At 70.2% G+C, this 21,839-nt stretch carries 19 protein-coding genes; 14 read left to right on the forward strand and 5 right to left on the reverse strand.

Features of this window, described 5'->3' with window-relative positions; translation table 11 throughout:
- Nucleotides 1-211: 211 nt before the first annotated feature.
- The 6 genes from RIC11_RS03585 to RIC11_RS03610 all read left to right on the forward strand — a co-directional run bounded on the left by RIC11_RS03585 (nt 212) and on the right by RIC11_RS03610 (nt 6,057).
- Nucleotides 212-610, forward strand: a complete 399-nt coding sequence (locus RIC11_RS03585) for a YciI family protein (protein WP_350208464.1) — start codon at nt 212-214, stop codon at nt 608-610.
- A 59-nt stretch (nt 611-669) separates the two neighbouring features.
- Nucleotides 670-1,512, forward strand: a complete 843-nt coding sequence (locus RIC11_RS03590) for a YciI family protein (protein ID WP_350208465.1) — start codon at nt 670-672, stop codon at nt 1,510-1,512.
- A 56-nt stretch (nt 1,513-1,568) separates the two neighbouring features.
- Nucleotides 1,569-2,333 (forward strand): YciI family protein, encoded by a 765-nt coding sequence (locus tag RIC11_RS03595; protein ID WP_350208466.1) that lies wholly within the window; start codon nt 1,569-1,571, stop codon nt 2,331-2,333.
- 95 nt (nt 2,334-2,428) lie between these two features.
- On the forward strand, nt 2,429-2,896 hold the full coding sequence (locus RIC11_RS03600; RefSeq protein ID WP_350208467.1) for a VOC family protein: 468 nt from the start codon (nt 2,429-2,431) through the stop codon (nt 2,894-2,896).
- A gap of 273 nt (nt 2,897-3,169) precedes the next feature.
- Entirely contained in the window at nt 3,170-5,527 is a 2,358-nt protein-coding gene (locus RIC11_RS03605; protein WP_350208468.1) for a heavy metal translocating P-type ATPase, read from the forward strand.
- Nucleotides 5,528-5,769: 242 nt separating this feature from the next.
- Nucleotides 5,770-6,057: a metal-sensitive transcriptional regulator gene (locus tag RIC11_RS03610; protein ID WP_350208469.1), complete on the forward strand. Its 288-nt coding sequence runs from the start codon at nt 5,770-5,772 to the stop codon at nt 6,055-6,057.
- A 91-nt stretch (nt 6,058-6,148) separates the two neighbouring features.
- On the opposite strand, the gene RIC11_RS03615 is transcribed toward RIC11_RS03610, so the two are convergent.
- The 4 genes from RIC11_RS03615 to RIC11_RS03630 form a co-directional block, all read right to left on the reverse strand.
- On the reverse strand, nt 6,149-7,087 hold the full coding sequence (locus tag RIC11_RS03615) for a hypothetical protein (RefSeq protein ID WP_350208470.1): 939 nt from the start codon (nt 7,085-7,087) through the stop codon (nt 6,149-6,151).
- 46 nt (nt 7,088-7,133) lie between these two features.
- Nucleotides 7,134-10,649 (reverse strand): efflux RND transporter permease subunit, encoded by a 3,516-nt coding sequence (locus RIC11_RS03620; RefSeq protein ID WP_350208471.1) that lies wholly within the window; start codon nt 10,647-10,649, stop codon nt 7,134-7,136.
- The gene (locus tag RIC11_RS03625) at nt 10,639-12,306 is read right to left on the reverse strand and encodes an efflux RND transporter periplasmic adaptor subunit (RefSeq protein WP_350208472.1); all 1,668 of its coding nucleotides are present in this window, start codon (nt 12,304-12,306) and stop codon (nt 10,639-10,641) included. Before RIC11_RS03625 ends, RIC11_RS03620 begins: the two co-directional genes overlap by 11 nt.
- Nucleotides 12,307-12,482: 176 nt before the next feature.
- On the reverse strand, nt 12,483-13,031 hold the full coding sequence (locus RIC11_RS03630; RefSeq protein ID WP_350208473.1) for a hypothetical protein: 549 nt from the start codon (nt 13,029-13,031) through the stop codon (nt 12,483-12,485).
- 140 nt (nt 13,032-13,171) lie between these two features.
- On the opposite strand from RIC11_RS03630, the gene RIC11_RS03635 reads away from it, so the two are divergent.
- The 8 genes from RIC11_RS03635 to RIC11_RS03670 all read left to right on the forward strand — a co-directional run bounded on the left by RIC11_RS03635 (nt 13,172) and on the right by RIC11_RS03670 (nt 21,377).
- A complete protein-coding gene (locus RIC11_RS03635; RefSeq protein ID WP_350208474.1) occupies nt 13,172-14,653 on the forward strand; it encodes a TolC family protein in 1,482 nt (493 codons plus the stop codon).
- 158 nt (nt 14,654-14,811) lie between these two features.
- Nucleotides 14,812-15,321: a hypothetical protein gene (locus tag RIC11_RS03640; RefSeq protein ID WP_350208475.1), complete on the forward strand. Its 510-nt coding sequence runs from the start codon at nt 14,812-14,814 to the stop codon at nt 15,319-15,321.
- A gap of 337 nt (nt 15,322-15,658) precedes the next feature.
- Nucleotides 15,659-16,192 carry a hypothetical protein gene (locus tag RIC11_RS03645; protein WP_350208476.1) on the forward strand — a complete coding sequence of 178 codons (534 nt, stop codon included), beginning with the start codon at nt 15,659-15,661 and terminating at the stop codon, nt 16,190-16,192.
- A gap of 23 nt (nt 16,193-16,215) precedes the next feature.
- Entirely contained in the window at nt 16,216-17,385 is a 1,170-nt protein-coding gene (locus RIC11_RS03650) for an ABC transporter permease (RefSeq protein WP_350208477.1), read from the forward strand.
- 24 nt (nt 17,386-17,409) lie between these two features.
- Nucleotides 17,410-19,011, forward strand: coding sequence for an efflux RND transporter periplasmic adaptor subunit (locus RIC11_RS03655; protein ID WP_350208478.1), 1,602 nt, complete (start codon nt 17,410-17,412; stop codon nt 19,009-19,011).
- Nucleotides 19,012-19,039: 28 nt separating this feature from the next.
- Complete coding sequence (locus tag RIC11_RS03660; protein ID WP_350208479.1) at nt 19,040-19,747, forward strand: ABC transporter ATP-binding protein; 708 nt, start codon at nt 19,040-19,042, stop codon at nt 19,745-19,747.
- A gap of 1 nt (nt 19,748) precedes the next feature.
- Complete coding sequence (locus tag RIC11_RS03665; RefSeq protein ID WP_350208480.1) at nt 19,749-20,891, forward strand: ABC transporter permease; 1,143 nt, start codon at nt 19,749-19,751, stop codon at nt 20,889-20,891.
- Nucleotides 20,892-21,074: 183 nt separating this feature from the next.
- Nucleotides 21,075-21,377: a helix-turn-helix domain-containing protein gene (locus tag RIC11_RS03670; RefSeq protein ID WP_350208481.1), complete on the forward strand. Its 303-nt coding sequence runs from the start codon at nt 21,075-21,077 to the stop codon at nt 21,375-21,377.
- A gap of 70 nt (nt 21,378-21,447) precedes the next feature.
- Here the strand turns inward: RIC11_RS03670 and RIC11_RS03675 are convergent, their stop codons facing one another.
- A complete protein-coding gene (locus tag RIC11_RS03675) occupies nt 21,448-21,684 on the reverse strand; it encodes a hypothetical protein (protein WP_350208482.1) in 237 nt (78 codons plus the stop codon).
- Between the last annotated feature and the right edge of the window lie 155 nt (nt 21,685-21,839).

Consider the following 21,839-nt stretch of genomic DNA (forward strand, 5'->3'; position numbering starts at 1 on the left):
GCGTCTCGGCGATTTTTTCTGAGGTGGTGTCGATTCGCCGCGCGGGCGTTCGACTACTGGGTGTTGAGCGGTCACCGTGCCCCGTCGGCGGCGACCCCGGAAGAGGCCGCCTCGACCGCTGTCGGCGCCATCGAGGGCGCGCCCCGATCGCGCGCCCCCATAGAGTCACCCATCTCGCCCCACCCAACCGGAGTCCCCGAGGGCCGAAGCCATGCGATTCGTTTGTTTGGGATACGCGGACCATGCGCGGTTTGAGTCGATGAGCGAGGCCGAGCTCGAGAAGCTGATGAACGAGTGCTTCGACTACGACGACGTGCTCCGCGACGGGGGCCACTTCGTCGGCGGCGAGGCGCTCGGCCTCGCGTCGAGCGCGGTCACGCTGCGTCCGATCGGCGGCCGCGTCGAGGCGACCGACGGCCCCTACGCGGAAACGAAAGAACAACTCGGCGGGATTTTGCTCCTCGAAGCCGACGACATGGACCACGCCGTCGAGCTGATGACGCGACACCCCGGCGTGCGGGTCGGCCCCTTTGAAATCCGGCCGGCCGACGAAGCGACCAACGCCCTCATCGCGGCCCGCGACCAGCGGCGCCGCGCGGCGGGCCGGTGACCTGTGGCCGCCGCAGTTCTTCAAGCAACCACCCACCACCAACAACTACCGAGGACGCTATGAGAGTCATGGTCATCGTCCACGCGACCGAGTCGTCCGAGGCGGGCCAGCCGCCCAGCGCCGAGCTCTTTGAAGCGATGGACCGCTACAACCAAGAGTTGGTCGCGGCGCGTGTGATGCTCGCGGGCGAGGGGCTGAAGCCGAGTTCCGAGGGCGTGCGGGTGCGCTTCAGCGGCGACCAGCGCACCGTCATCGACGGGCCCTTCGCAGAGACCAAGGAGCTCGTCGCCGGCTACTGGATCTGGGAGGTGGCCTCGGTGGACGACGCGGTCGCCTGGCTGAAGCGGTGCCCCAACCCGATGCCGGAGGATTCGGAAGTCGAGATCCGGCCGATCTACGCGGCCGACGACTTCGCCGAGCTCGACCCGACCGGCGAGTTCGCCCGCCGAGAAGAAGCCTCACGCAAGGCGATCGCGATGCGGCAGGCGGCCGTCCACAGCTACCTGTTCTTCAACGGCCGCTGCGAGGAGGCGCTCGACTTCTACCGCTCGGCCGCCGGCGCCGTGGTGGGGGTGGTGATGCGGTTCAACGAGAGCCCCGACCCGGCCACGAAGGACATGGTCCCGCCCGACTACCAAGACAAGATCATGCACTGCGACTTCACCATCGGGCAGACGATGGTGATGGCGTCCGACGGCTGTGGCGGCGGAGAGCCCTTCGGCGGCTTCCGCTTGGCGATCACGGCGCCGACCGAAGCGGATTGCGACCGGGTGTTCGACGCGCTGGCCGAAGGGGGCGCCGTCGACATGCCGCTGCAACAGACCTTCTGGTCGCCGCGGTACGGGATGCTCACCGACAAGTTCGGCGTCGGGTGGATGGTGATGGTCCCCGGCCAGCCGTAGCCGCGCCCCCGCCGAACTCGACCCGCCCGACTACATCTAATCCACGAGGAGGTGCGATGAAGTACATGCTGCTGATCTACAGCCAGGAATCGAGCTGGAACGACGAGCAACGGACCGAGTGCATGCTGCAGTCGATGCGGCTATCGGACGAGCTGCGTGCGGAGGGCAAGCTGTCCGCGTCGGCGCCGCTGCACTCGGTCGACACGGCCACCTGCGTGCGGGTCCGCGACGGCCAGCGCCAAGTGACCGACGGCCCCTACGCCGAGACGACCGAGCAGCTCGGCGGGTACTACCTGATCGACGTCGAGGACGTCGACGCGGCGATCGCCATTGCAGAACGATTGCCGCCGGCGAGCAAGGGAACGGTCGAGATCCGGCCGCTCCTCCCGTTGCCCGACGGTTTGTCGCTGCCCGAGGCAGACAACAGCGACCCGTCCGCAATCGACCCGGAGCCAACCAGGGACTACCTGCTCCTCATGTACTCCGAAGAGGGCGCCTGGCCACCCCACGAGTTCGCGCCCGCGCTCGCCGAATCGATAGAGATCTGCCATCAACTGCACGCCAGCGGGCAGTTCCTTTCAGCGGCCCCCTTGCAGCCGCCGGGCGCCGCGACCTGCGTGCGTGTACGGAACGAGAATCGCGAGGTCACCGACGGCCCCTTCCCGGAGACCAAAGAACAACTGGCCGGATACTTCCTGATCCGCGTCGCGAACCTCGACGAGGCCATCGCCATCGCCGCCCAGATCCCCGGCTCACGCCGCGGGACGGCCGAGATCCGCCCTCTCGCGCCGCTCCCGGATCGGTCGCTGTTACAGAACTAAACGCGCGGCAGCGACGACCGTGCGTTGTCCGTGTCGCCCAGCGACTGATACAGCGAAAGCCTTTCGCAAGCCGTTGCCTCCGAAAAGGTCCCATTATGCATTTCCAGAACAAGATCACCCCGTTCCTCGGATTCGAGTCCGAGGCCGAGGACGCCGCCAACTATTACGTGTCGGTGCTGCCCGACTCTCGGGTTCTCCGCGTGGTAAGGCATCCGGAGACCGAGGCCGTTCTGACGGTCGAGTTCCGGCTCGCCGGGATGACCTTCGTCGCCCTGAACACGGGCCGAGCGAACTGGAGGTTCACCGAAGCGTTCTCGCTGGCGGTCGCTTGCGACACGCAGGAAGAGATCGACGAACTCTGGAGCAAGTTGCTCGTAGGGGGCCAGGAATTGGCGTGCGGCTGGGTGAAGGACAAGTTCGGCCTCTGCTGGCAGATCGTTCCCAGGGCCATCGGGCAGATGATCGGCGACCCGGACCCTGCCCGCGCCAAGCGGGTGTTCGACGCGATGTCGCAGATGATCAAGATGGACCTAGCGAAACTCAACGCAGCCTACGACGGGTAACGGGCGCGGGGACCGCTCTCACGCCGTTTGCGACGCCGGCGTACGCGATGAGTGTCGCCGCCGAGTGCCGAGGACTCGCTCGACGGGTTCGTCCTGTTGGACAACCTCGTGGTGAGCGACCAGCGCCAGCCATTTTTGGCGCCAAGTCGGGCCGCGCGTGCTCGCTGGCCCAGCCCGAAGACGGCCGGGTGTCGTCGGCTTGTCGGATACCTCTACGGGGTATACGAATCGGGCTGACGACCGTGTCAGCTCGTTCCGACACTCGTGAGGGGCATGATGGCCTCGGCGACCGACCCGATTTGTGGAATGGAAGTGGATCCCGCCCACGCGCTCTCCGCCGAACGGGACGGCGAGACCTATTACTTCTGCAGCAAGGGCTGCCAGACGCGGTTCACCGCGGACAAAACCGCGGGTCAATCGCCGGGCGAGGGCCGGTCGGCCGCTGGCGATAATTCCGCGGCGAGTCGCCACCACGACCGACCGGCTGCCGAAGCACCAACGGCGACGCGGTCACAGCCGGGCCGCGTGTACACCTGCCCGATGCACCCCGAGGTCGAGCAGATCGGCCCGGGGAGCTGTCCGATTTGCGGCATGGACTTGGAGCCCAAGTCGGCCTCTCTCGAGGACGACGACTCCGCCGAGCGCGACATGGCGCGCCGTTTCTGGGTCGGGGTAGCGCTGAGCCTGCCGCTGCTCTTGCTGGCGATGGGGCCGATGGTCGGCTTGCCGATCGGGAGCCGGCTGCCCGATGGCGCCGGCGCGTGGGTTCAGCTGGCCCTCGCCACGCCGGTCGTGTTCTGGAGCGGTTGGCCCCTGCTGGTCCGCGGCTGGCGTTCGGTTCAGAACGCCAGCCCGAACATGTTCACGCTGATCGCGATCGGCACGCTGACGGCTTATTTTTTTAGCTTCGCCGCGACGCTCGTTCCCTCTTTCATCCCCGCGGCGTTCTACGAGGAGGGGCGGCCGCCCCTCTACTTCGAGGCAGCCGCCGTGATCATCACGCTGGTGCTGCTAGGCCAAGTCCTCGAGATGCGCGCCAGGAAGCGCACCAGCGGCGCCATCCGAGAGCTGCTGCAGCTCGCCCCCGAGACGGCCCACCGCATCACCGCCGATGGCGAAGAAGACGTCGCGTTGGACCGGGTCCAAATCGGCGACAGGCTACGCGTGCGTCCCGGCGAGAAGATGCCCGTCGACGGCGCCGTCGTTGAGGGGCGGAGCAGCGTCGACGAGTCGATGCTCACGGGCGAGCCGACGCCGGTCGAAAAGGCGCCGGGCGACGGCATCTCGGCCGGCACGCTCAACCAGACCGGCTCGCTGGTCGTCGAGGCGACGCAAGTCGGATCCGACACGGTGCTCAGCCGGATCGTCGACATGGTCGCGGCGGCCCAGCGCAGCCGCGCGCCGATCCAGTCGCTCGTCGACGCGGTCGCCGCGTGGTTCGTCCCCGCGGTGATCGTGGCGGCCGTGCTCGCCTTCGTCGCATGGGCCCTGTTTGGTCCGGAGCCCCGGCTACCGCACGCGCTCGTGGCGGCGATCTCTGTGCTGATCATCGCCTGCCCCTGCGCGCTCGGCCTGGCCACGCCGATGTCGATCATGGTCGGCGTGGGCCGCGGGGCGAAGCAGGGCGTGTTGGTCCGCGACGCGCAAGCGTTGGAGACGCTCGAGAAGGTCGACACGGTCGTCATCGACAAGACGGGGACCCTCACCGAAGGCCGGCCGCGCGTCGTCGGCGCCGAAACCGAGGGCGATCTCGGAGAGGACGAGCTCCTCTCGCTCGCCGCCGCGGTCGAAGCGGCCAGCGAGCACCCGCTGGCGCGGGCCATCGTCGAAGCGGCGCGGGACCGCGGCCTCGCCACACAGGCCGCCGAGGACTTCCAGAGCACGACCGGCGGCGGGGTCACCGCCCGCGTCGGCGGCCGCGACGTGAGCGTCGGCAAGACGGGCTTCCTCGCCGGCCTTGGGGCCCCGCCGAGCGAAGGGTTGTCGAGCCGGTCCGGCGCCGCCCAAGCGCAGGGGCAAACGACCGTGTTCGTCGCGGTCGACGGGCGAACGCGCGGCTTCCTTACCATCGCCGACCCGATCAAAGAATCGACGCCCGCCACCGTCCGCCGGCTGCACGAGTTGGGGCTGCGGGTCATCATGCTGACCGGCGACTCGGAGGCGACCGCCAACGCCGTCGCCAAGCAGCTCGGCATCGACGAGGTCCACGCCGGGGTGTCCCCCGAGCAGAAGCACGACTTCGTCAAGTCGCGCAGCAGCGAGGGGCGAGTCGTGGCGATGGCGGGCGACGGCATCAACGACGCCCCGGCCCTCGCCGCGGCGGACGTGGGCGTCGCGATGGGCACGGGCAGCGACGTGGCGATCGAATCGGCGGACGTCACCCTGTTGGGCGGCGACCTGGCGGGCGTCGTGAAAGCGGCCGCCCTCAGCCGCGCGACAATGCGCAACATCCGCCAGAACCTCGTGTTCGCCTTCGGATACAACGCGTTAGGGATCCCGATCGCCGCGGGCGTGCTGTACCCGGTCTTCGGCTGGCTTCTGAGCCCGATGATCGCCGCCGCGGCGATGAGCCTCAGCAGCGTGTCGGTGATCGCCAACGCGTTGCGGCTGCGCTCCGCCAAGCTCGGGTGAATCGGCCCGAGCGGCCAGCGACGAAGTGCGCCCCCAGCGTCACGCTGTCGATCGCTACCGCAGGCCTGTCGTGGCCGGCGGCCGGGTTCGCCGGAGAGAAGCGTCTCCCCGCCTTGGCGGCGGAACGACAGGCAGCCCCCGGAGAGAGCGCCCGATCCGGAAGATTGGGCGGCCCGCGCGGTTCTGCTAAACTCCCGGGACCGGTCAGCAGTCCGGGCCTCCCCCCGCAGCGGGCTTCTGCCGTGCTCACCGACGAAGAGAAATCCAAGCTCAAGAATCGCCTGCGCCGCGTCTCGGGCCAGGTGGCGGCCGTCGAACGCATGGTCGACGAAGGCGCCTACTGCATCGACACGCTCACGCAGATCGCCGCCGCGACGGGCGCATTGGGCAAGGTGGGGCAGTTGGTGCTCGAATCGCACATCCGTTCGTGCGTGGCCGAAGCGGCGTCGAGCGACAACCCGGCCGAGCGCGACGAGAAGCTCGAGGAGCTGATCCGACTGTTCCGCAAGTACGCCAGCCTCAGCGACTGAGCCCGCCGATACGAAAAAGGGCGGGGGCGACGGGGCGCTCCGGCCGGCGGGCCAGCCTCGGCGCGTCGCCGCCCCCGCGGTCTGGGTTCGCTCATCGGACGACGGGCGGCTCCACTCCTCGCGCGGCCATGTCCTTCAGGTACGCCTGGGGCTCGGCGGCGATCTTCTTCGCGCACCCCGGGCAACAGATGTAGACCGCCTTGCCGTCGGCGTGCACCTTGTACGGCCCGCCCATCCCGTCGAGCGGCTCGTCCATCACCGGGCAGGTCTTCTGCGCCGCGATGTACGGCTCGTCCGCGGCCGACACCTTGAACACATCGGCGCGGACCTCTTCGGTCCCGGGCGGGACCGAGCCGGTGGCGCCGCGGGCCGGCGCGAGGTACTTGGCCGGTTCGGCTCGGACCGGCGCGACGCAGCCTTGGCAGCACACGTACACCATCTGGTCGCCGACGGTGACCGCGATCGGCTCGCCCATCGAGCCGAGGGCCTCGCCGCTGACCGGGCAGACCTTCTGCGCGGCGATCGCCGCGGCCGCGCGTTGCTCGTCGGTCATCGGCACGCTCACCTGCGCGACCGTGCGGACCGGCTCCCGCCCCGCGCCGGGCAGGCCGGCGAGTTGCACCTCGACGCCGACCGACGCGCCGGCGATCCGCCGGAGGTCGACCGCGACGGCCAGCGAGCTGGCGGCGCCGTCGCGCGCTGTGTCGGGGTAGAGGTCGTACCGGTAGCGCTTCGGGTCGCCCTCGACGCGAAGCACGGCGGCGCCGCGGGCCGCCTGCGTGTCGAGCGGTTTGCCTTGTTTGTCGTAGGCGAACACACGTATCCCCGTGGGGTCGACGACGACCTCGAGCAGCAGCTCGCCCACCGACCGCAGCGAGCCGCCGTGGGGGCCCTCCGGGTCGGCCGCGATCGGCTGCGTCGCGGCGGGCGGCGCGGGTTCTCTCTCCGCGGGTTGGTGCGCCGCGTGCTGCGCGAGCAGCGGCGCCGCCCACAACAGGGCGACGCCCAGCGCGGTTATTGACTTATTCATGTCTGGTCTCCGTAGTTAAGGATTCAGTCGGTTCGGCGGCGCGTGATTACGTGGCCGTTGCGAGTTGCTCGAGGCTCGGGGCCGCGTCGACGCCTTCCCAGTGGCGGTCGGCGAGGCCGAGTTGCATCTTCGTTTCCTTGTAGCCGCAGTAGACGACCGGCACGACGAACAGCGTGATCAGCTCCACGACCATCCCGCCAAACACGGGCAACGCCATCGCGCGGGCCACGTCGGCGCCCCGCCCGGTAGAGAGCAGCACCGGCAACAGCGCGAGCACCGTCGTGGCGGTGGTCATCAGGCACGGCCGGATACGCCGCTTGCCCGCTTCGATCGTCGCGGTGCGGATGTCTTCGACGGACTCGAGCTTCAGCCTCGTGAAGACCTGGTCGAGGTAGGTGGCGATCACCACGCCGTCGTCCACGGCGATGCCGAACAGCGCGATGAAGCCGACCCACACGGCCGTGTTCATCTCGGCGCCGTACAGGGCCAGCGCGATCATGCCGCCGGCGAACGCGACCGGGATGCCGGCGAAGACCGCCAGCGTGATCGGCACGTGGCGGAACTGCAGGTAGATCACCAGCAGGTTGATGACGACCACCAGCGGCACCAGCCAGACGAGCCGCCGGTTGGCCTCGATCTGGTTGCGGAAGCTGCCCACCGTTTCGAGCGAGTAACCGGCCGGCAGCTCTAGCCGCTGCTCGGATCCAGGCGGCCCCGCCATCGCCGTGCGGAGCGCGTCTTCCACGGCGGCGATCGACTCCAGGTCGCCCGCCACGCCCGAAGTGGCGAACGCCACGTGCGCCACCAGGCGGGCGTTCTCGCTGTTGATCGCGCCGGGGCCCCAAGTCGTTTCGAGCTTGGCGAGCTCCTCGAGCGGCACGACCTCCCCCCCGTGGGTGACGACCGGCAGCCGGGCCAGCTGGTCGATCTGCTCCCGCAGGTCGCGGCGGTAGCGGACCCGCACCGGGTAACGCTCTCGCCCCTCGACGGTCTTGATCAGGTTCATGCCCCCGAGCGCCGACTCGACCACCTGGTTGACCATCTGCACCGACATGCCGTACCGGGCGGCCGCCTCGCGGTCGACGGTGAATTCCAGGTAAGGCTTGCCGAGCACGATGTCGGGGTTCACGGTCGCCGGGTTGATGTAGGGCGACTCCTTCAGACGGGCCGCGACGGCCAGCGCCGCGTCGGCCAGCTCGGAGAGCTCGTCGCCGTAGATGCGGATCGCCATCGGCGCCTTGATGCCGCTCTGCAGCATCACGACGCGCCCCTCGATCGGCTGCAGCGGGCTGGCCGGCGTGACGCCCGGGAGCGTGGCGGCCGCGTTGATCTGGTCCCAGACGTCGCGGGCCGTGACGCCCTCACGCCACTGGTCCTCGGGCTTGAGCATCACGTAGGTCTCGACCATCGCGGCCGGCGCGGGGTCGAGCGCGGACTCGACGCGGCCGATCTTGCCGAGCACGTCGCGGACCTCGGGGATCGCCTTGATGAGCACGTCCTGTGTCTGGAGGACCTGCATCGCCTGGCTGAAGCTGGCGGCCGGGTAGAGCGTGGGCATGTAGAACCAGCTCCCCTCGTCCAGCGCGATCCAGTCGTCGGTCTCCAGGCCGGTGAACGTGTGCTTTAGGTCGACGTACCCCGGCAATTCGTTGGGCCGCACGCCGAGCCAGCCGACCGCCCGCTCCAACGGCGCCAGCACGCGCGGCAGACCGAACCACGCGCCGAAGCCGACGACGACGATCAGTGCCGGCACGAGCAGGAACGCGCCCTTGAATCGCAGGAAGAGCGCCAGCGTGGGCACGTACGCGCGGACGATCAGCCGGCTGACGAGGCTCTCTTCGATCGGCTGGACCCGCTCGCGGCTCAGCAGCCACCCGCCCACCGCGCCGAGCGCCGCGGCGACCGGCGTGGCCACGGCCGCCGGGACCCCGTACTCCGCCGCGAGCCAATCGGCCCAGACGGAGTGCGTGAGCAGCCCCAACAGCACCGCGCCGGCCAGCGCGGCCACGGCGGCCGCCCACCGCGGCGCGTGGGCGCTCTTGAGGAGGATCCGCGCGAGCGCAGGCACCAGCGTGATCGCGACCACCAGCGCGGCGGCGATGGCGAACGTCTTGGTCCAGGCGAGCGGGCTGAAGAGCTTGTAGTCGCGCCCCGTGAGGAAGAACACCGGGAGGAAGCTGACGATCGTCGTGGTGACGGCCGTCATCACCGCCGGGGCGACCTCGGCGGCCGCGTCGGCGATGACGTCGCTCCGCCGCTTGGCGCCGCCGGGCGCGCCGTCGGCCTCCCACTCGGCCAGGTGCTGGTAGATGTTCTCCGACACGATGATGGCCATGTCGACCATCGTGCCGATCGCGATCGCGATCCCGGCGAGCGACATGATGTTCGCGTCGACGCCGAAGGTCTGCATGCACACGAACGCCAGCAGCACCGCCACCGGCAGCGTCGAAGCCACCAGGAAGCTGCTGCGCACGTGCAGCAAGAAGAGCAGGATCACCACGCCGGTGATGACGATCTCTTCGCGCAGCGCGGTGGTGAGCGTGCCGATGGTCTCGTCGATGAGGCCGGTGCGGTCGTACACGCCGTGGATCGTGACGCCGCCGAGCGAGGGGGTGATCTCTTCGATCCGCTCCTTCACCCGGTCGATGACCTCCCGGGGGTTCTCGCCGTAGCGCATCACCACCACGCCGCCGACGGCCTCGGCGCCGTTGTAATCGAGCGCGCCGCGTCGGAAGTCCGGGCCGAGCTGCACGCGGGCCACGTCCTCCACCCGCAACGGCGCCCCCTCTTGTTGGCGCACGACCGTCTTCTCGATGTCGCTTATCGCCTTGCCGGAGTCGCCCCCTGTGCCGAGGAAACCCTTCCCGCGCACGATGAACTCCATGCCGGAGGACTCGACCGTCTTCGCCCCGACGTCGGCGTTCGACCCGCGCACCGCCTGCACCACCTGGTCGAGCGGGACCTTGTGGAACCGCAGCAGGTCGGGGTCGATCTCGATCTGGTACTGCCGCACGTAGCCGCCGATCGACGCGACCTCGCTCACCCCCTCGACGGCCTGCAGCTCGTACTTGACGACGAAGTCTTGCAGCGACCGCAGCTCGGCGAGGCTCATCCCCTCGGGCGGCGGCTGGAGCACGTAGTAGTACACCTGCCCGAGCCCCGTGGCGTCCGGCCCGAGCTGCGGAGTCACGCCGTCGGGCAACTGCGCGGCGGCCGAGCCGAGCTGCTCGGACACGCGGCTCCGCGCCCAGTAGAAGTCGACCGAGTCCTTGAACGTGACCTGCACGAACGAGTAGCCGAACATGCTCTTGCCGCGCACGCTCTCGGCGCCCGGCACGGCGAGCAGCGACACGCTGAGCGGGTAGGTGACCTGGTCCTCGATGTCTTTGGGCGAGCGGCCGGGCCACGGCGTGAGCACGATGACCTGGTTCTCGCCGATGTTGGGGATCGCGTCGATCGGCACGGACCGGTAGCACCACCAGCCGTACGCGGTCAGCCCAACCGCCAGCAGCACGACGAGCCACGCCTCCTTCACGCAGAACCGCACGAGCCTAGTGAGCATGGGGGGCCTCCTGCGTGGCGCCGGCCGCGCCGCCGGCGGCCTCGCTCTTTTCGCCCCGCGTGGGGTCGAGCAGCGACGGCTTGCCCGCCAACTGCATCTGCGAGTCGATGAGGAACGCGCCGTCGGTCGCGACGGTCTCCCCCTCGGACAGCCCCTCCAGTACGACCGCCTGAGAGCCGGTCAACGCCGCCACGGTCACCTCGCGCAGCTCGAACTCGCCCGGCGCGGTCTCGGCGTACACGACCGAGTTGTCGCCCGCGGTGAGCACCGCGGAGCGGGGCACGACCAGTTGGCCGTCGCCGGCCAGGGGCTTTCCGGCGTAGCCATACCTGGCGGTCGGCACGAGCGCCCTGCCGCAGATCGGGCACTCGCCAGCCTCGCTACGCACGATCTGCGGGTGCATGGGAGCGATCCACTTGCCGGCGAGCGCCGGGTCGTAGACCACTTCGCCCGGCACGGCCGGCGCGGAGATCTTGGCGGTCGCGTAGTCGCCCGGTTTCAGGCGGCCGTCGGAGTTCGACATCTCGACACGCACGGCCACGGTGCGTGTGGTCGGGTCGACCATCGGGTCGATGAACGCCACGCGCCCCGTGTAGACCTCTCCGGGCAGCGACTTCACCTCGGCCTGGACCTCCTGGCCGAAGCGGACGGCCGCCGCGTCGCTCGGGAAGAGGTCGAGCATGAGCCACACGCTCGACAAGTCGGCGACCCGGTAGATCGGCTCGCCGGTCTTCACGTAGTCCCCCTCGACCTTCAGCCGCTCGGTGACCGTGCCGCCGAGGGGCGACGCAACCCGCAGCCGTTTCTGTGGCTCCTTGGTCGTCAGCAAGCGGTCGATCTGTTGGGGCGTCATCCCCAGTTCGCGGAGGTTGTCGATGGCGATCTCGCTCAGCCGCTCGCCGCCGCCGAGCGAATCGAGGGCCGGCGTTTGTTGGCTCGCGAGCAGCTCGACCTGCGCCGAATAGAGCTCCGGGCTGTAGAGCACGGCCAGGTCGTCCCCTTTAGCGACGACGACCCCCTCGTACTCGGCGAACATCTCCTCGATCCGCCCGTCGACATACGCCGAGATCGTGGCGACACGCTCTTGGTCGTAAGCGATCTCGCCGACGGTGCGGATCGATCGCTGCACGCGCTCGCGGGTCGCGGTCGCGGTCCGGATGCCGGCGATCCGCCGCGCGACCGCGTCGATGACCACGCTCCGATCGCCCCCGCCCGCGCCGGCATCGGCCCTCACGAGGTCCATCTCGCAGACCGGACACTTGCCCGGCACGCCCTGCGGCGGGGTGCACATCATCGGGCAGATGTAGCGCTCCTCGCCGGGTGGTGGTCTGTCGCCCGAAGTGTCGTTAGCCGCGGCCTCGGCGGGCTTCCCAGCCACCTCCACGAGCGTCATCCCGCAGATCGGGCACTTGCCGGGCGTGTCCTGGCGGATCTCCGGGTGCATCGGGCAGGTGTACTCGACCGGTCCCGACGGGGCGGCCTCCGCAGCGGGTGGCGCGTGCGCGGCGGACAGCCAGCCGACACGCTGCGCAACGCCCAGCAGCGCGATGCCGCCAATCAGCGTGGCCAGCAGCACGGCGGCTTGCAGCGCGACACGCAGCAGCCAGCCGCGGTTGAGTCGTGGCGAGGTCGGCTTGGATTGGTGCTGAGTTGGCATGAGAGGCAATCGCGCAAGCGCGCTGCGGGGTGGCCTTTGCTCCCGGGTCAACGACCGGGGGCCTGAGGCAGCAACCGAACGCGAACGACACAGACGCGTCGCCCGCCGATACCGGAACAGCCCTCGGATACCGAACAGAGAGCCGGGGCGCTAAGCGCGCACCGGTAGCGCCGGCGTCAAATACGCCACACGCAGAGCCGCCGCTGAGAGTCGCGGGGCGTCGAGAGATAGAAGCCGGGCGGGTCGGCCGCGTGGTCGAGGCCGGCCCGATCGCGCCGCGGCGTCGGCAGCGTGGTCACGCAAACCGCCGAGGCCAGCTCGCGCAGCACGCGCTCGACCGACGGCGCAGGCGCCGCCGGCGCGGCCGGCGACTTCGGCGCCGCGCACAGGCACGCACCGGGACGCTCGGTCTCCGGGGAGCTGGGAACGGGCTCGCGCTCGCGCCGTGCAGCCGCGGCAAGCTGCTTGTGGGTCGCCGGCGAGTGGGCCCGGCGCGCGTCGTCGCCGCAGTGAGAGGGCGCCGCCGGCCGGCGCGTCTGGCAGCAGCCACAAAATTCTTTTTGCGCGTCGATCCGGCAGTGGTCGCAGCCCGCGCACGCGACCCGGGCGCCAGCGGTTTGGTCGCAGGCTTGCCCGAAAGCGATCGCTCCCGCTTGGACCGGCGTCAGGAGTGACGCGGTCAGGCAGAGATTGACGGCGGTTCGGAGCGTCCGGGACCTGAGCACGGTAGCAGTCGATACTGTCGGAGTACGTATACCTTCTGGGGGTATTGTCGGCGATGCGGCCTACCCGAGCAAGTTTAGTTCAAGCAGAGGACCCAGGCCAAAGCGGCCGCGGGGCGGCTCCGCTGGGCCTCGTGTTGGGCGTGCTCGCCGCGTTTGCGGCCTTTTCGGGGTGCCGGACGGCGGGCCAGAAGATTGCTGACTCGGCCCTCTCCGGCAAACCGGCCTGCGAAACCGCCGCCCTGCAGGCCCCCGACGCAGGCGCCGTCCGGCCGGCCGAGTTCACCACACCCGCCGGCTCCGAGGGCGCCGCCGCCCCGGGGGCCGAGTCCCCAGACGGCCCCCTCCGCCTGCCCGACCCGGCGGAGCGCGGCGAGGTCGTCGATGCTCCGCCGCCGCGCCGCCTCGGGGTCGAGGCGCTCGTCGCGGAGGCGATCGCCAGCCACCCGCGGGTCGGCGCCGCGCGAGCGCGCTACGCGGCTGCGAGTTGGCGCCCCGTTCAAGCGCGGTCCCTCGAAGACCCTCTGCTCTCGAACAACTTCTTTCCTATCTCGGACCACGCGCTGCAGACCGCGGGGGGGCGTGCAGGGAACACGCTGAGCGTTTCGCAGAAGTACCCCTGGCCGGAGAAGCGCGACACGCGCGCGGCGATCGCTTCGCGCGAGGCCCAGATGGCGGCCGCTCGGCTGCGTGCGGTCGAGCTAGAGATCGAGGAGCTCGTCCGCTTGGCTTACTACGAGCTGTGGTTCGCCGACCGGGCGATCCGCATCGGCGAGCGCAACCGAGAGATCGCCGCCGAACTGGTCCACTTGGCCGAAGCACGCAACGCGGCCGGCGGCAGCCGGCAAGACGTGCTCCGCGCGGCCGTTCAGGTCGACAACCTCGACAACCGGCTGATCGAGCTCCGGCAGCAGAAGGCGCTCGCCCAAGCCGACCTCGCGGCGCTGCTGCGGCGCCCGGACGCGGCCGGGATCGAGCCGAGCGAGTCGGTCGACTGCGACGCGGCGATCGCCGACCGCGACGCCCTCTTCGCCGCAGCGGTCGGGTGCAACCCCGAGCTCATCGAGGCGCGTTGGGCCGCTTCTCGGGACCGACAGCAGCAGCGCCTCGCCTGCTTGGCGAAGCGTCCCGACTTCGTCGTCGGCGCCGCTTGGCAGACGATCACCGAGAGCGACGCCGTGTCGCCGGTCGCCAACGGGCACGACAACGTGAGCCTCTCGGTCGGGGTGACGCTCCCCATCTGGCGCGACCGCATCGACGCGGGCATCCGCGAGGCGTCGGCCAGCGCCGCCGCGTCGTCCCGCGATTACCACGCCAAACGCGACGACGCGCTGCGAGAGATCCGGCGCATCGACGAGCAGATCGAAGCCGCCAAGGAGCAGCTCCGCTTGTACGAAGAGCGCTTCGCCCCCCGCGCGAAGCAGGCGCTCGAGCTCGCCGCGGCCGACTACCGGGGCCGGCTCGTCGGCTTCGGAGAAGTCACCGACGGGTTCTCCGAGGTGCTCCTCGTCGAGCTGCAAGCCGCCCGGGTCGAGGCGACCCTCTGTGGCTTGGTGGCCCAACTGCGGCGGGCCGTCGGGTGCGACCTGCTCCCTCCCGCGGAGGGCGAACGCGGATCGATGTGAAGCTCGGCTGAACGCGATCCGCCCCCCCCGTAGGTAGGGGCCTGGAAGGCGCGCCATCGACAGCGGCGTTGTTCTATTCCCTGGACCGGGATGATAAGATCTTCCGATTAAGCCACCGAGGCCCGACCCGCCGTCCGCCCCCGCCGCTGGGAAGAACCGTGAGCGCGCCCCTTCGCAACCTGACCCGCCGCGTGGCCGTTATGGCCGCTGCGTTGGTGCTGGTCGGCGCGTTGCAGCAGACGCAGTCGCTGTGCCGGCTGTTTGGCTGCGGTGGGCATTGCGGCCACGTCGCGCACTCAACTGACGGCCAGTGCGCATCGCACTGCTGTGACGCGGCCCGCGCCGAGCCGAGCGAGGAGCAATCCCACTGCCGCGGCGAATCCCACTGCGCTGGCGAATCCCATTGCAAAGGCGAGTCACGCTGCCCCGGCGAGGAGGCCCCCGCCGCTCCGTGCGACGAGAGTTGCTGGTGCTTCGCCGCCGAGCAGCCTTACGAGCAAGTCGTCAAGGTCCAAGCGGAGCTGGGTCTCTCTGTCGCCTGCCTACCGCCGGCGCCTCCGACGGTTTGTTCGTCAGCCGCTGACCAGCTCGTCGGCGTGTCGCGATCCAGCGGCCCACCGCTGAGGGCGCTGGAACGCTGTGTGTTGCTGTCGCGTTTCTTGGCGTGATTCTCGCGCCCCGCGGCGACCTGCTTCGCCGCTGCTAGTTCGTGAGCTGTCGGAGCCCGCGGCGTCGCTGCGCGGCGAACGCCCGACGCTCGATCTGACTCGGCCTGTCCCTTCGGCCCGCCAGCGGCGTCGGACAAGCGGTCACGCCAACGCGGGGGCTAGGGAGGCAGCGCTTGCGCCGACTTCTCAGCACCACGTCAACTAGGCCGATTGTGCGAACGGGCCACCGGCCCCTGAGCGTTTCCGGGCCCGCCGGGACCCTGGCCGTCCAGTGGCGCGACGCCAACCAGCAACCGACTCCCAACGCCAACCTGCGTCCTCTCGGAGGAATCAACCGATGAAGCTTCGAATCTCACTAACGCTTGTTGCGGCCGCCGCCGTCCCGTTCGCGACGGGCTGCGGCTCCGCTTCCAACGCTTCGACACAGTCGGCTAAGCCGGCCGCTTCGATCGACGGCGACCAGTTTCTCCTCGCCGACGAGCCCGGCGGCGCCGTCGGCGTGATCGAAGCGAGGGAGAACACGTCCGACGGGGACGAGGTCGTGCTCGTCGGCCGCATCGGCGGCGCGGCCGACCCGTGGATCGAGGGCCGCGCCGCGTTCACGCTCCTCGACCCGTCGATGGCCGTCGTCGACGAGAGCGCCGGGATGGGCGAGGGCCAGCTCTGCACCGCCGACTGCTGCGCCACCGAGCGCCAGGCGTGCACCGCGCTGGTGAAGTTCGTCGACGGGTCGGGCGCCCTCGTGAGGGTCGGCGCGCGCGAGCTGCTCGGCGTCGAGCAAGGCGACATGGTCGTCGTGCGGGGAACGGCCAAGCGCGACGACAGCGGCAACTTCCAACTCTTGGCCACGGGCCTCCACGCCCGCAACTGAACCCGGGAGCTCGGCGCAGCGTCATGCTCGGTCAACGACTTCTGCCGTGGGACTACGGCGTCCGCAACCTCTTCCGCCGTCCGTCGCGCAGCCTGCTGACGCTCGGCGGGCTGGCGGTGGTGGTGCTGCTGGTGCTGGTCGTCGTGGGCTTCATCCGCGGTTTGGAGAAGTCGCTCGCGGCGAGCGGCAGCCCGAGTGTCGTGCTCGTCTACTCGCTGGCCTCGGCGGCGGACATCGAGAACTCGTCGATCCCGGCCTCCACGGCCGCGCTGCTCTCCGCCAGTGTCGAGGGGGTGCGGCGGTCGTTCGGCGAGGAGCACGTGTCCCCAGAGCTGTACCTCGGCACGCGGGTGAAGGCCGCCTCGATGGCCCAGCCCGGGTTGGGGCTCGTCCGGGGCGTGACGACCTCCGCGCCGCTGGTCCGCGGCAGCGTGCAGCTGATCGAGGGGAGCTGGCCCGCCACCGGCGAGGTCATGGTGGGACGGCTCGCCTACTCGAAGCTCGGCGCGCCGCACGCCGACCTCGCCGTCGGCGAGTCCGTCGAGTTCGACGGGCGCAGCTGGCGGATCAGCGGCCGCTTCGCGGCGGCGGGCTCCGCGTTCGAGTCGGAGATCTGGGCGCCGCTGCCCGACCTGCAGACGGCCCTGCGTCGACAGGACCTGAGCCTCGTGGCCGTCGGCATGCAGAGCCCGGACCGGGTGGCCGACGTCGATCTCTTCTGCCGAGAACGCGTCGACCTCGAGCTCAAGGCGGTCGCCGAGAGCGCGTACTACGCGTCGCTCCAGCGGCACTACCGCCCCGTGCGGATGCTCGGGTGGGCCGTGGTCGCCCTGGTCGCGGGGTCGGGCGTGTTCGCCGGTCTCAACACGATGTACGGCGCCGTCGTGGGGCGGGTGCGCGAGCTCGCCACGCTTCAGGCGCTCGGCTTCCGGCGCCGCGCGCTGCTGCTCACGCTCGTCCAAGAGGCGACCCTCCTGGCATGCGGCGCGGGGCTCGTGGCTTGCGTGGCCGGGCTGGTGCTCGTGGACGGCATGGCGGTCCGGTTCACGATGGGCGCGTTCGCCCTGCGGGTCGACAGCGTCGCGATCGCGATCGGCTGCGTCGTGGCGGCGCTGCTGGGCGTCGTCGGCGCCATCCCCCCGGCGATCAAGGCGATGCGTCTGCCCGTGGTCGACGCCATCAAAGCGGTTTAAGAGCCATACAACTCCAGAGCCCCAATGGCAGACGCCAACCCACAACTCGACCTCAGCCAACTGGCGGTCCAGCGCACGGCGGCCGCCGAAAGCGTCGCAAGGCCCTCGCGCTGGCTCACCCGCTACGCCGCGCCGGCGGCTGTTGTGCTGTCGTTTATCGGGCTGTTTGCCTGGTCGGCGCGCAGCAGCTTGCTGCCGGCCCGGCGCGTGACGGTGACGCCGGTCGTCGTGAGTCGGGCGGAGTTCGAGCGCGAGGGGACCCCGCTCTTCCAAGCCGCCGGGTGGGTCGAACCCCGGCCCACGCGCGTGGTGGCCTCGGCGCTGACGGGCGGGGTGATCGACCAGGTGCACGTGATCGAGGGGCAGCACGTCGCCCGCGGCGAGCCGGTCGCGACCCTGATCGACACCGACGCGCGCCTGGCGTTGGCCGAGGCCCGGGCGACCCTCGACCTGCAACAAGCCGAGGTGCGGCGCGCCGAAGCGACCCTCCAAGCGGCGCGGGCGAACCTCTCGCAGCCGGTGCGGCTGCAAGCGGAACTCGCCAACGCCGAGGCCGACCTCCGCGGAGCGCAGCTCGAGCTGCACCGCCTGCCCTTCGAGACCGACAAGGCCCGCACCGAGCGCGACCTGGCGGCCGAGAACCTGCGCCGCCGACAGCAAGCCAGCGACGCGGTAGCCGGGCGCCTGCTGCGCGAGTCGCAGGCCGAGCTGGCGGCCGCCGAGAGCACCCTCGCCGAAACCGTCGGAAGAGAGCCGCGGCTCCGCAGCCAAACCGAGTCGCTCGCGAAGCGTCGCGACGCACTGGAGGCCCGCCTCCGGCTGATGACCGACGAGACCCGCGCGGTGGGCGAGGCCGAGGCCAACCTCGCTGCCGCACGCGCGCGCCTGGATCAGTCCCGGCTGCGGGTCGACATGGCGGAGTTGCGGCTCGAGCGGATGGAAGTCCGCTCTCCGATCGACGGCTGCGTGATGAGCGTTCTGGCTCAGCCCGGGCAGTGGCTAGCCGGCGCCGTCGACTCGGCCGGCCACGGAGGAGCGGTCGCCGAGCTCTACGACCCCAAGATGCTCCAGGTCCGCGTCGACGTGCGCCTGGAGGACGTGCCGCACGTGGTCGTCGGCCAGCCCGCCCAGATCGAGACAGCCGCCCTCGCCGAGCCGATCAGCGGCGAGGTCATCTCGATCACGACCTTCGCCGACATCCAGAAGAACACGCTGCAAGTGAAGGTCGCCGTGCTCGACCCGCCGGCCGTCCTCAAGCCAGAGATGCTGGCCAAGGTGACCTTCCTGGCGCCGCCGTCGGCTGCGGCCAGCGAAGCGGACGAAGAGCCGCCGCTGCGCCTGTTCATCCCCGAGCAACTGGCCTCCGAGGGCGCATCGGGCGCCGCGGTCTGGGCGGCCGACCTCGCGTCGCGTACGGCGGTGCGGAAGCCGATCTCACTCGGCGGCCCGACCGCCGGTGGCCTCGTCGAGGTGACATCCGGCCTCACCCCCACCGACAAGCTCATCGTCGCCGGCCGCGAGTCGCTCACCGACGGCGCCCGGGTGGTCGTCGTCGGCGAAGACACCACGCTCGGCGGCCGCGAACCCCGGGCGGCCCTGCGGACCGCGCAAGCCGACTCGCCCTGACCGAATCCTCCGCCGCACAAAATCAGCCATGCCCCTCGTTGAAGTGAACGACGTCACCAAGCAATACGCCAGCGGCGAGGAGACGATCCGCCCGCTCGACGGCGTCAGCCTGTCCGTCGAGAAGGGGGACTTTGTCTCGCTGATGGGGGCGAGCGGGTCGGGCAAGAGCACGTTGCTCAACCTGATCGCCGGCATCGACCGCGTCACGTCGGGCCAGATAGTCGTCGACGGGGTGGACACCACCAAGCTCTCGCGCGGGAAGCTCGCCGACTGGCGGGCCGAGCACATCGGCTACGTGTTCCAGACGCACAACCTCGTGCCGGTGCTCACCGCCTACGAGAACGTCGAGCTGCCGCTGCTGCTGCTGCCGATGTCCGCCGCCGAGCGGCGCAAGCGCGTCGGGATCGCCCTCGAGGCGGTCGACCTGACGCCGCGGGCGTCGCACTACCCCCGGCAGATGTCGGGCGGGCAGGAGCAGCGGGTCGGCATCGCCCGCGCGATCGTCGCCAACCCGACGCTGATCGTCGCGGACGAGCCGACCGGGAGCCTCGACGACGAGACAACCGAGCAGATCCTCTCGCTGCTGGAGCGCGTCAACAGCGAGCTCGGGATGACGCTGTTGCTGGTCACCCACGACGCCCAAGCCGGCGCCCGGGCCCGCCGCCGCGTCCGGCTCGAACGGGGCCGGCTCGTCGAGAACCGCACGCAAGCCCCCGCGCCGCTGAGGACCGCCTGACGTGAGAAAGTTCGCCCCGTACGTGCTGAAGAGCCTCTGGCGCCACCGCGCCCGGACCGTGCTGACGGTCTCCGGCACGGCCGTCGCGCTGCTCGTGTTTTGCTTCATCGGCTCGGTGCAACGCGGCCTCGCGCGGCTCACGTCCAGCGAAGAGGCCGACCGCACCCTGATCGTGTTCCAAGAGAGCCGGTTCTGCCCCCAGAGCAGCAGGCTGCCCCAAGACTACGCCCGCACGATCGCCGACACGCCCGGCGTGAGCGACGTGATCCCGATCAAGGTCTTCACGAACAACTGCCGCGCGAGCCTCGACGCGATCGTGTTCCAGGGAATGGCCGCCCACAAACTCGAGGCCTGGCGCGACCTCACCCTCACGAGCGGCGATTGGTCGGCCTACGAAGGGCAAGACGACGCGGCCCTGGTCGGCGAAGCGGTCGCCAACCGACGCGGCCTCGCGGCCGGCGACAAGTTCACGATCGGCGGGGTCTCGGTGGTGGTCCGCGGTGTCTTCCACTCGCCGGTGGCCGCGGACAACAACCTGATTTACACGCACCTCGACTTCTTGCAACGCGCCCGCGGCGCCGACGGCGTCGGCACGGTGACGCTGCACGAGGTCAAACTCACCGACGGCGCGGACCCCGACGCGGTCGCCAAACGGCTCGATCAAGCGTTCGAGTCGGGCCCCGTCGCCACGACGACCCGCACCAAGGGGATGTACCAGGCCGACACGCTCGCCGACCTGGCGGAGCTGATCGGCTTCGTGCACTGGCTCGGCTACGCGTGCGTGGGGCTGGTGCTCTCGCTCGTCGCGACGACGACCGTCATGTCGGTCCAGGACCGCATCAAAGAGCACGCCGTGTTGCAGACGCTCGGCCTCCGGCCGCAACGGGTCTTCTCGCTGGTGGTGCTAGAGAGCCTGGTCCTCAGCACGCTGGGCGGCGTGCTGGGCGTCGCTGCCAGCGCGCTGCTGCTGGCGGGCGCGGGCATGTCGATCGCCGCCGAGGGTGTCACGATCGCCTTCGAGCCGTCGGCGATGCTCGCGCTGCAAGGGCTGCTGGTCGCCGTCGCCGTCGGCCTGGTCGCCGGCCTGGCGCCCGGCTGGCAAGCGGCGCGGATGGAGATCGTTGCGGCGCTGCGCCACGCTTAGAGCGTCGACCCGCCGACGCGGCTCGCGGCGTGGATCGGCGGCCAAGAGGTCCTCGTGCCGCCGTAGGCGGGTAACCGCGCGGCCGCTTGGCGTGGCCAATATTGCCCGGCGCGGGTCCGGATCGGGTCGGGGACAATACGGGGCGCGATCCGTCCGCCTGTCCTACGCCCCCCGAGGTGCGCGATGCCCCGCAAGTCGAAGCTCACCGCCCGGCGCCGTGAGCTGCTGCTCCGCCGTGTGGACCTTGGCCAAACGGTCTCCGAAGCCGCCGAGGCGCTCGGCTTCAGCCGTTCCGCCGTTTACCGGACCGCTCAACGAACCCCCGCCTTCGCGAAGCGGTTCGAAGCCGCGCGCGAGGCGCAATCCGCGCGCCGCCAACGGCCCCGCGGCCATTATCCGGTCGCGAGCCACCTCGCCGAGCTCCACCGCCGGCTGCAGGCGAGGTGGTGTAACGAATGCGCAACCCCCGACGCAGAAACAACCTAACGGCCCAATCGCACGCGGATATCGGGCACTGGCTGATTGGTCGGTTGCTGGGAGTTTTTTCCGAGCGGGCTCAATCCGAATCAGGCGGGAACGAAATGTTCCGTGGCGTCGCATCCGTGTAGTAGATGCCCATGCGTTCGAGACGCCAAAGGATGGCGTTGACTTCGCCTATCTTTTCGCCCCATAGCTCAATCTGGTCCGCTTCGTGCTCGGCCAGAGTCTCTGGCGAGTGCTCGGGCGGGTGGTCAAGGTAGCTCTTGCCGAAGTCGATCACGTAGGGCGGAGAAACCAGCGTAATCTCCAGCACGAGTAGCTCGTCGCAGAGTACTTGTTTACCGCCCGTCATCCCACGAGCGTTAGCGGGGTGACGGTGCGTCGGGCGTTGGCGAGCCAGCCGACCGGGTCGATCGCTTGTTGGGCGAGGGTGACCAGCACGGTGGCGAGGGTCGCCTGGGCGGCGGC

The organism is Botrimarina sp. (assembly GCF_040219535.1).
Taxonomy (GTDB): Bacteria; Planctomycetota; Planctomycetia; order Pirellulales; family Lacipirellulaceae; genus Botrimarina.

Coding starts and splice junctions, on each gene's coding strand:
- RIC11_RS03585 (WP_350208464.1), top strand. CDS start 212: ATGCGATTCGTTTGTTTGGGATACGCGGACCATGCGCGGTTTGAGTCG.
- RIC11_RS03590 (WP_350208465.1), top strand. CDS start 670: ATGAGAGTCATGGTCATCGTCCACGCGACCGAGTCGTCCGAGGCGGGC.
- RIC11_RS03595 (WP_350208466.1), top strand. CDS start 1,569: ATGAAGTACATGCTGCTGATCTACAGCCAGGAATCGAGCTGGAACGAC.
- RIC11_RS03600 (WP_350208467.1), top strand. CDS start 2,429: ATGCATTTCCAGAACAAGATCACCCCGTTCCTCGGATTCGAGTCCGAG.
- RIC11_RS03605 (WP_350208468.1), top strand. CDS start 3,170: ATGATGGCCTCGGCGACCGACCCGATTTGTGGAATGGAAGTGGATCCC.
- RIC11_RS03615 (WP_350208470.1), bottom strand. CDS start 7,087: ATGAATAAGTCAATAACCGCGCTGGGCGTCGCCCTGTTGTGGGCGGCG.
- RIC11_RS03620 (WP_350208471.1), bottom strand. CDS start 10,649: ATGCTCACTAGGCTCGTGCGGTTCTGCGTGAAGGAGGCGTGGCTCGTC.
- RIC11_RS03625 (WP_350208472.1), bottom strand. CDS start 12,306: ATGCCAACTCAGCACCAATCCAAGCCGACCTCGCCACGACTCAACCGC.
- RIC11_RS03645 (WP_350208476.1), top strand. CDS start 15,659: ATGAAGCTTCGAATCTCACTAACGCTTGTTGCGGCCGCCGCCGTCCCG.
- RIC11_RS03650 (WP_350208477.1), top strand. CDS start 16,216: ATGCTCGGTCAACGACTTCTGCCGTGGGACTACGGCGTCCGCAACCTC.
- RIC11_RS03655 (WP_350208478.1), top strand. CDS start 17,410: ATGGCAGACGCCAACCCACAACTCGACCTCAGCCAACTGGCGGTCCAG.
- RIC11_RS03660 (WP_350208479.1), top strand. CDS start 19,040: ATGCCCCTCGTTGAAGTGAACGACGTCACCAAGCAATACGCCAGCGGC.
- RIC11_RS03670 (WP_350208481.1), top strand. CDS start 21,075: ATGCCCCGCAAGTCGAAGCTCACCGCCCGGCGCCGTGAGCTGCTGCTC.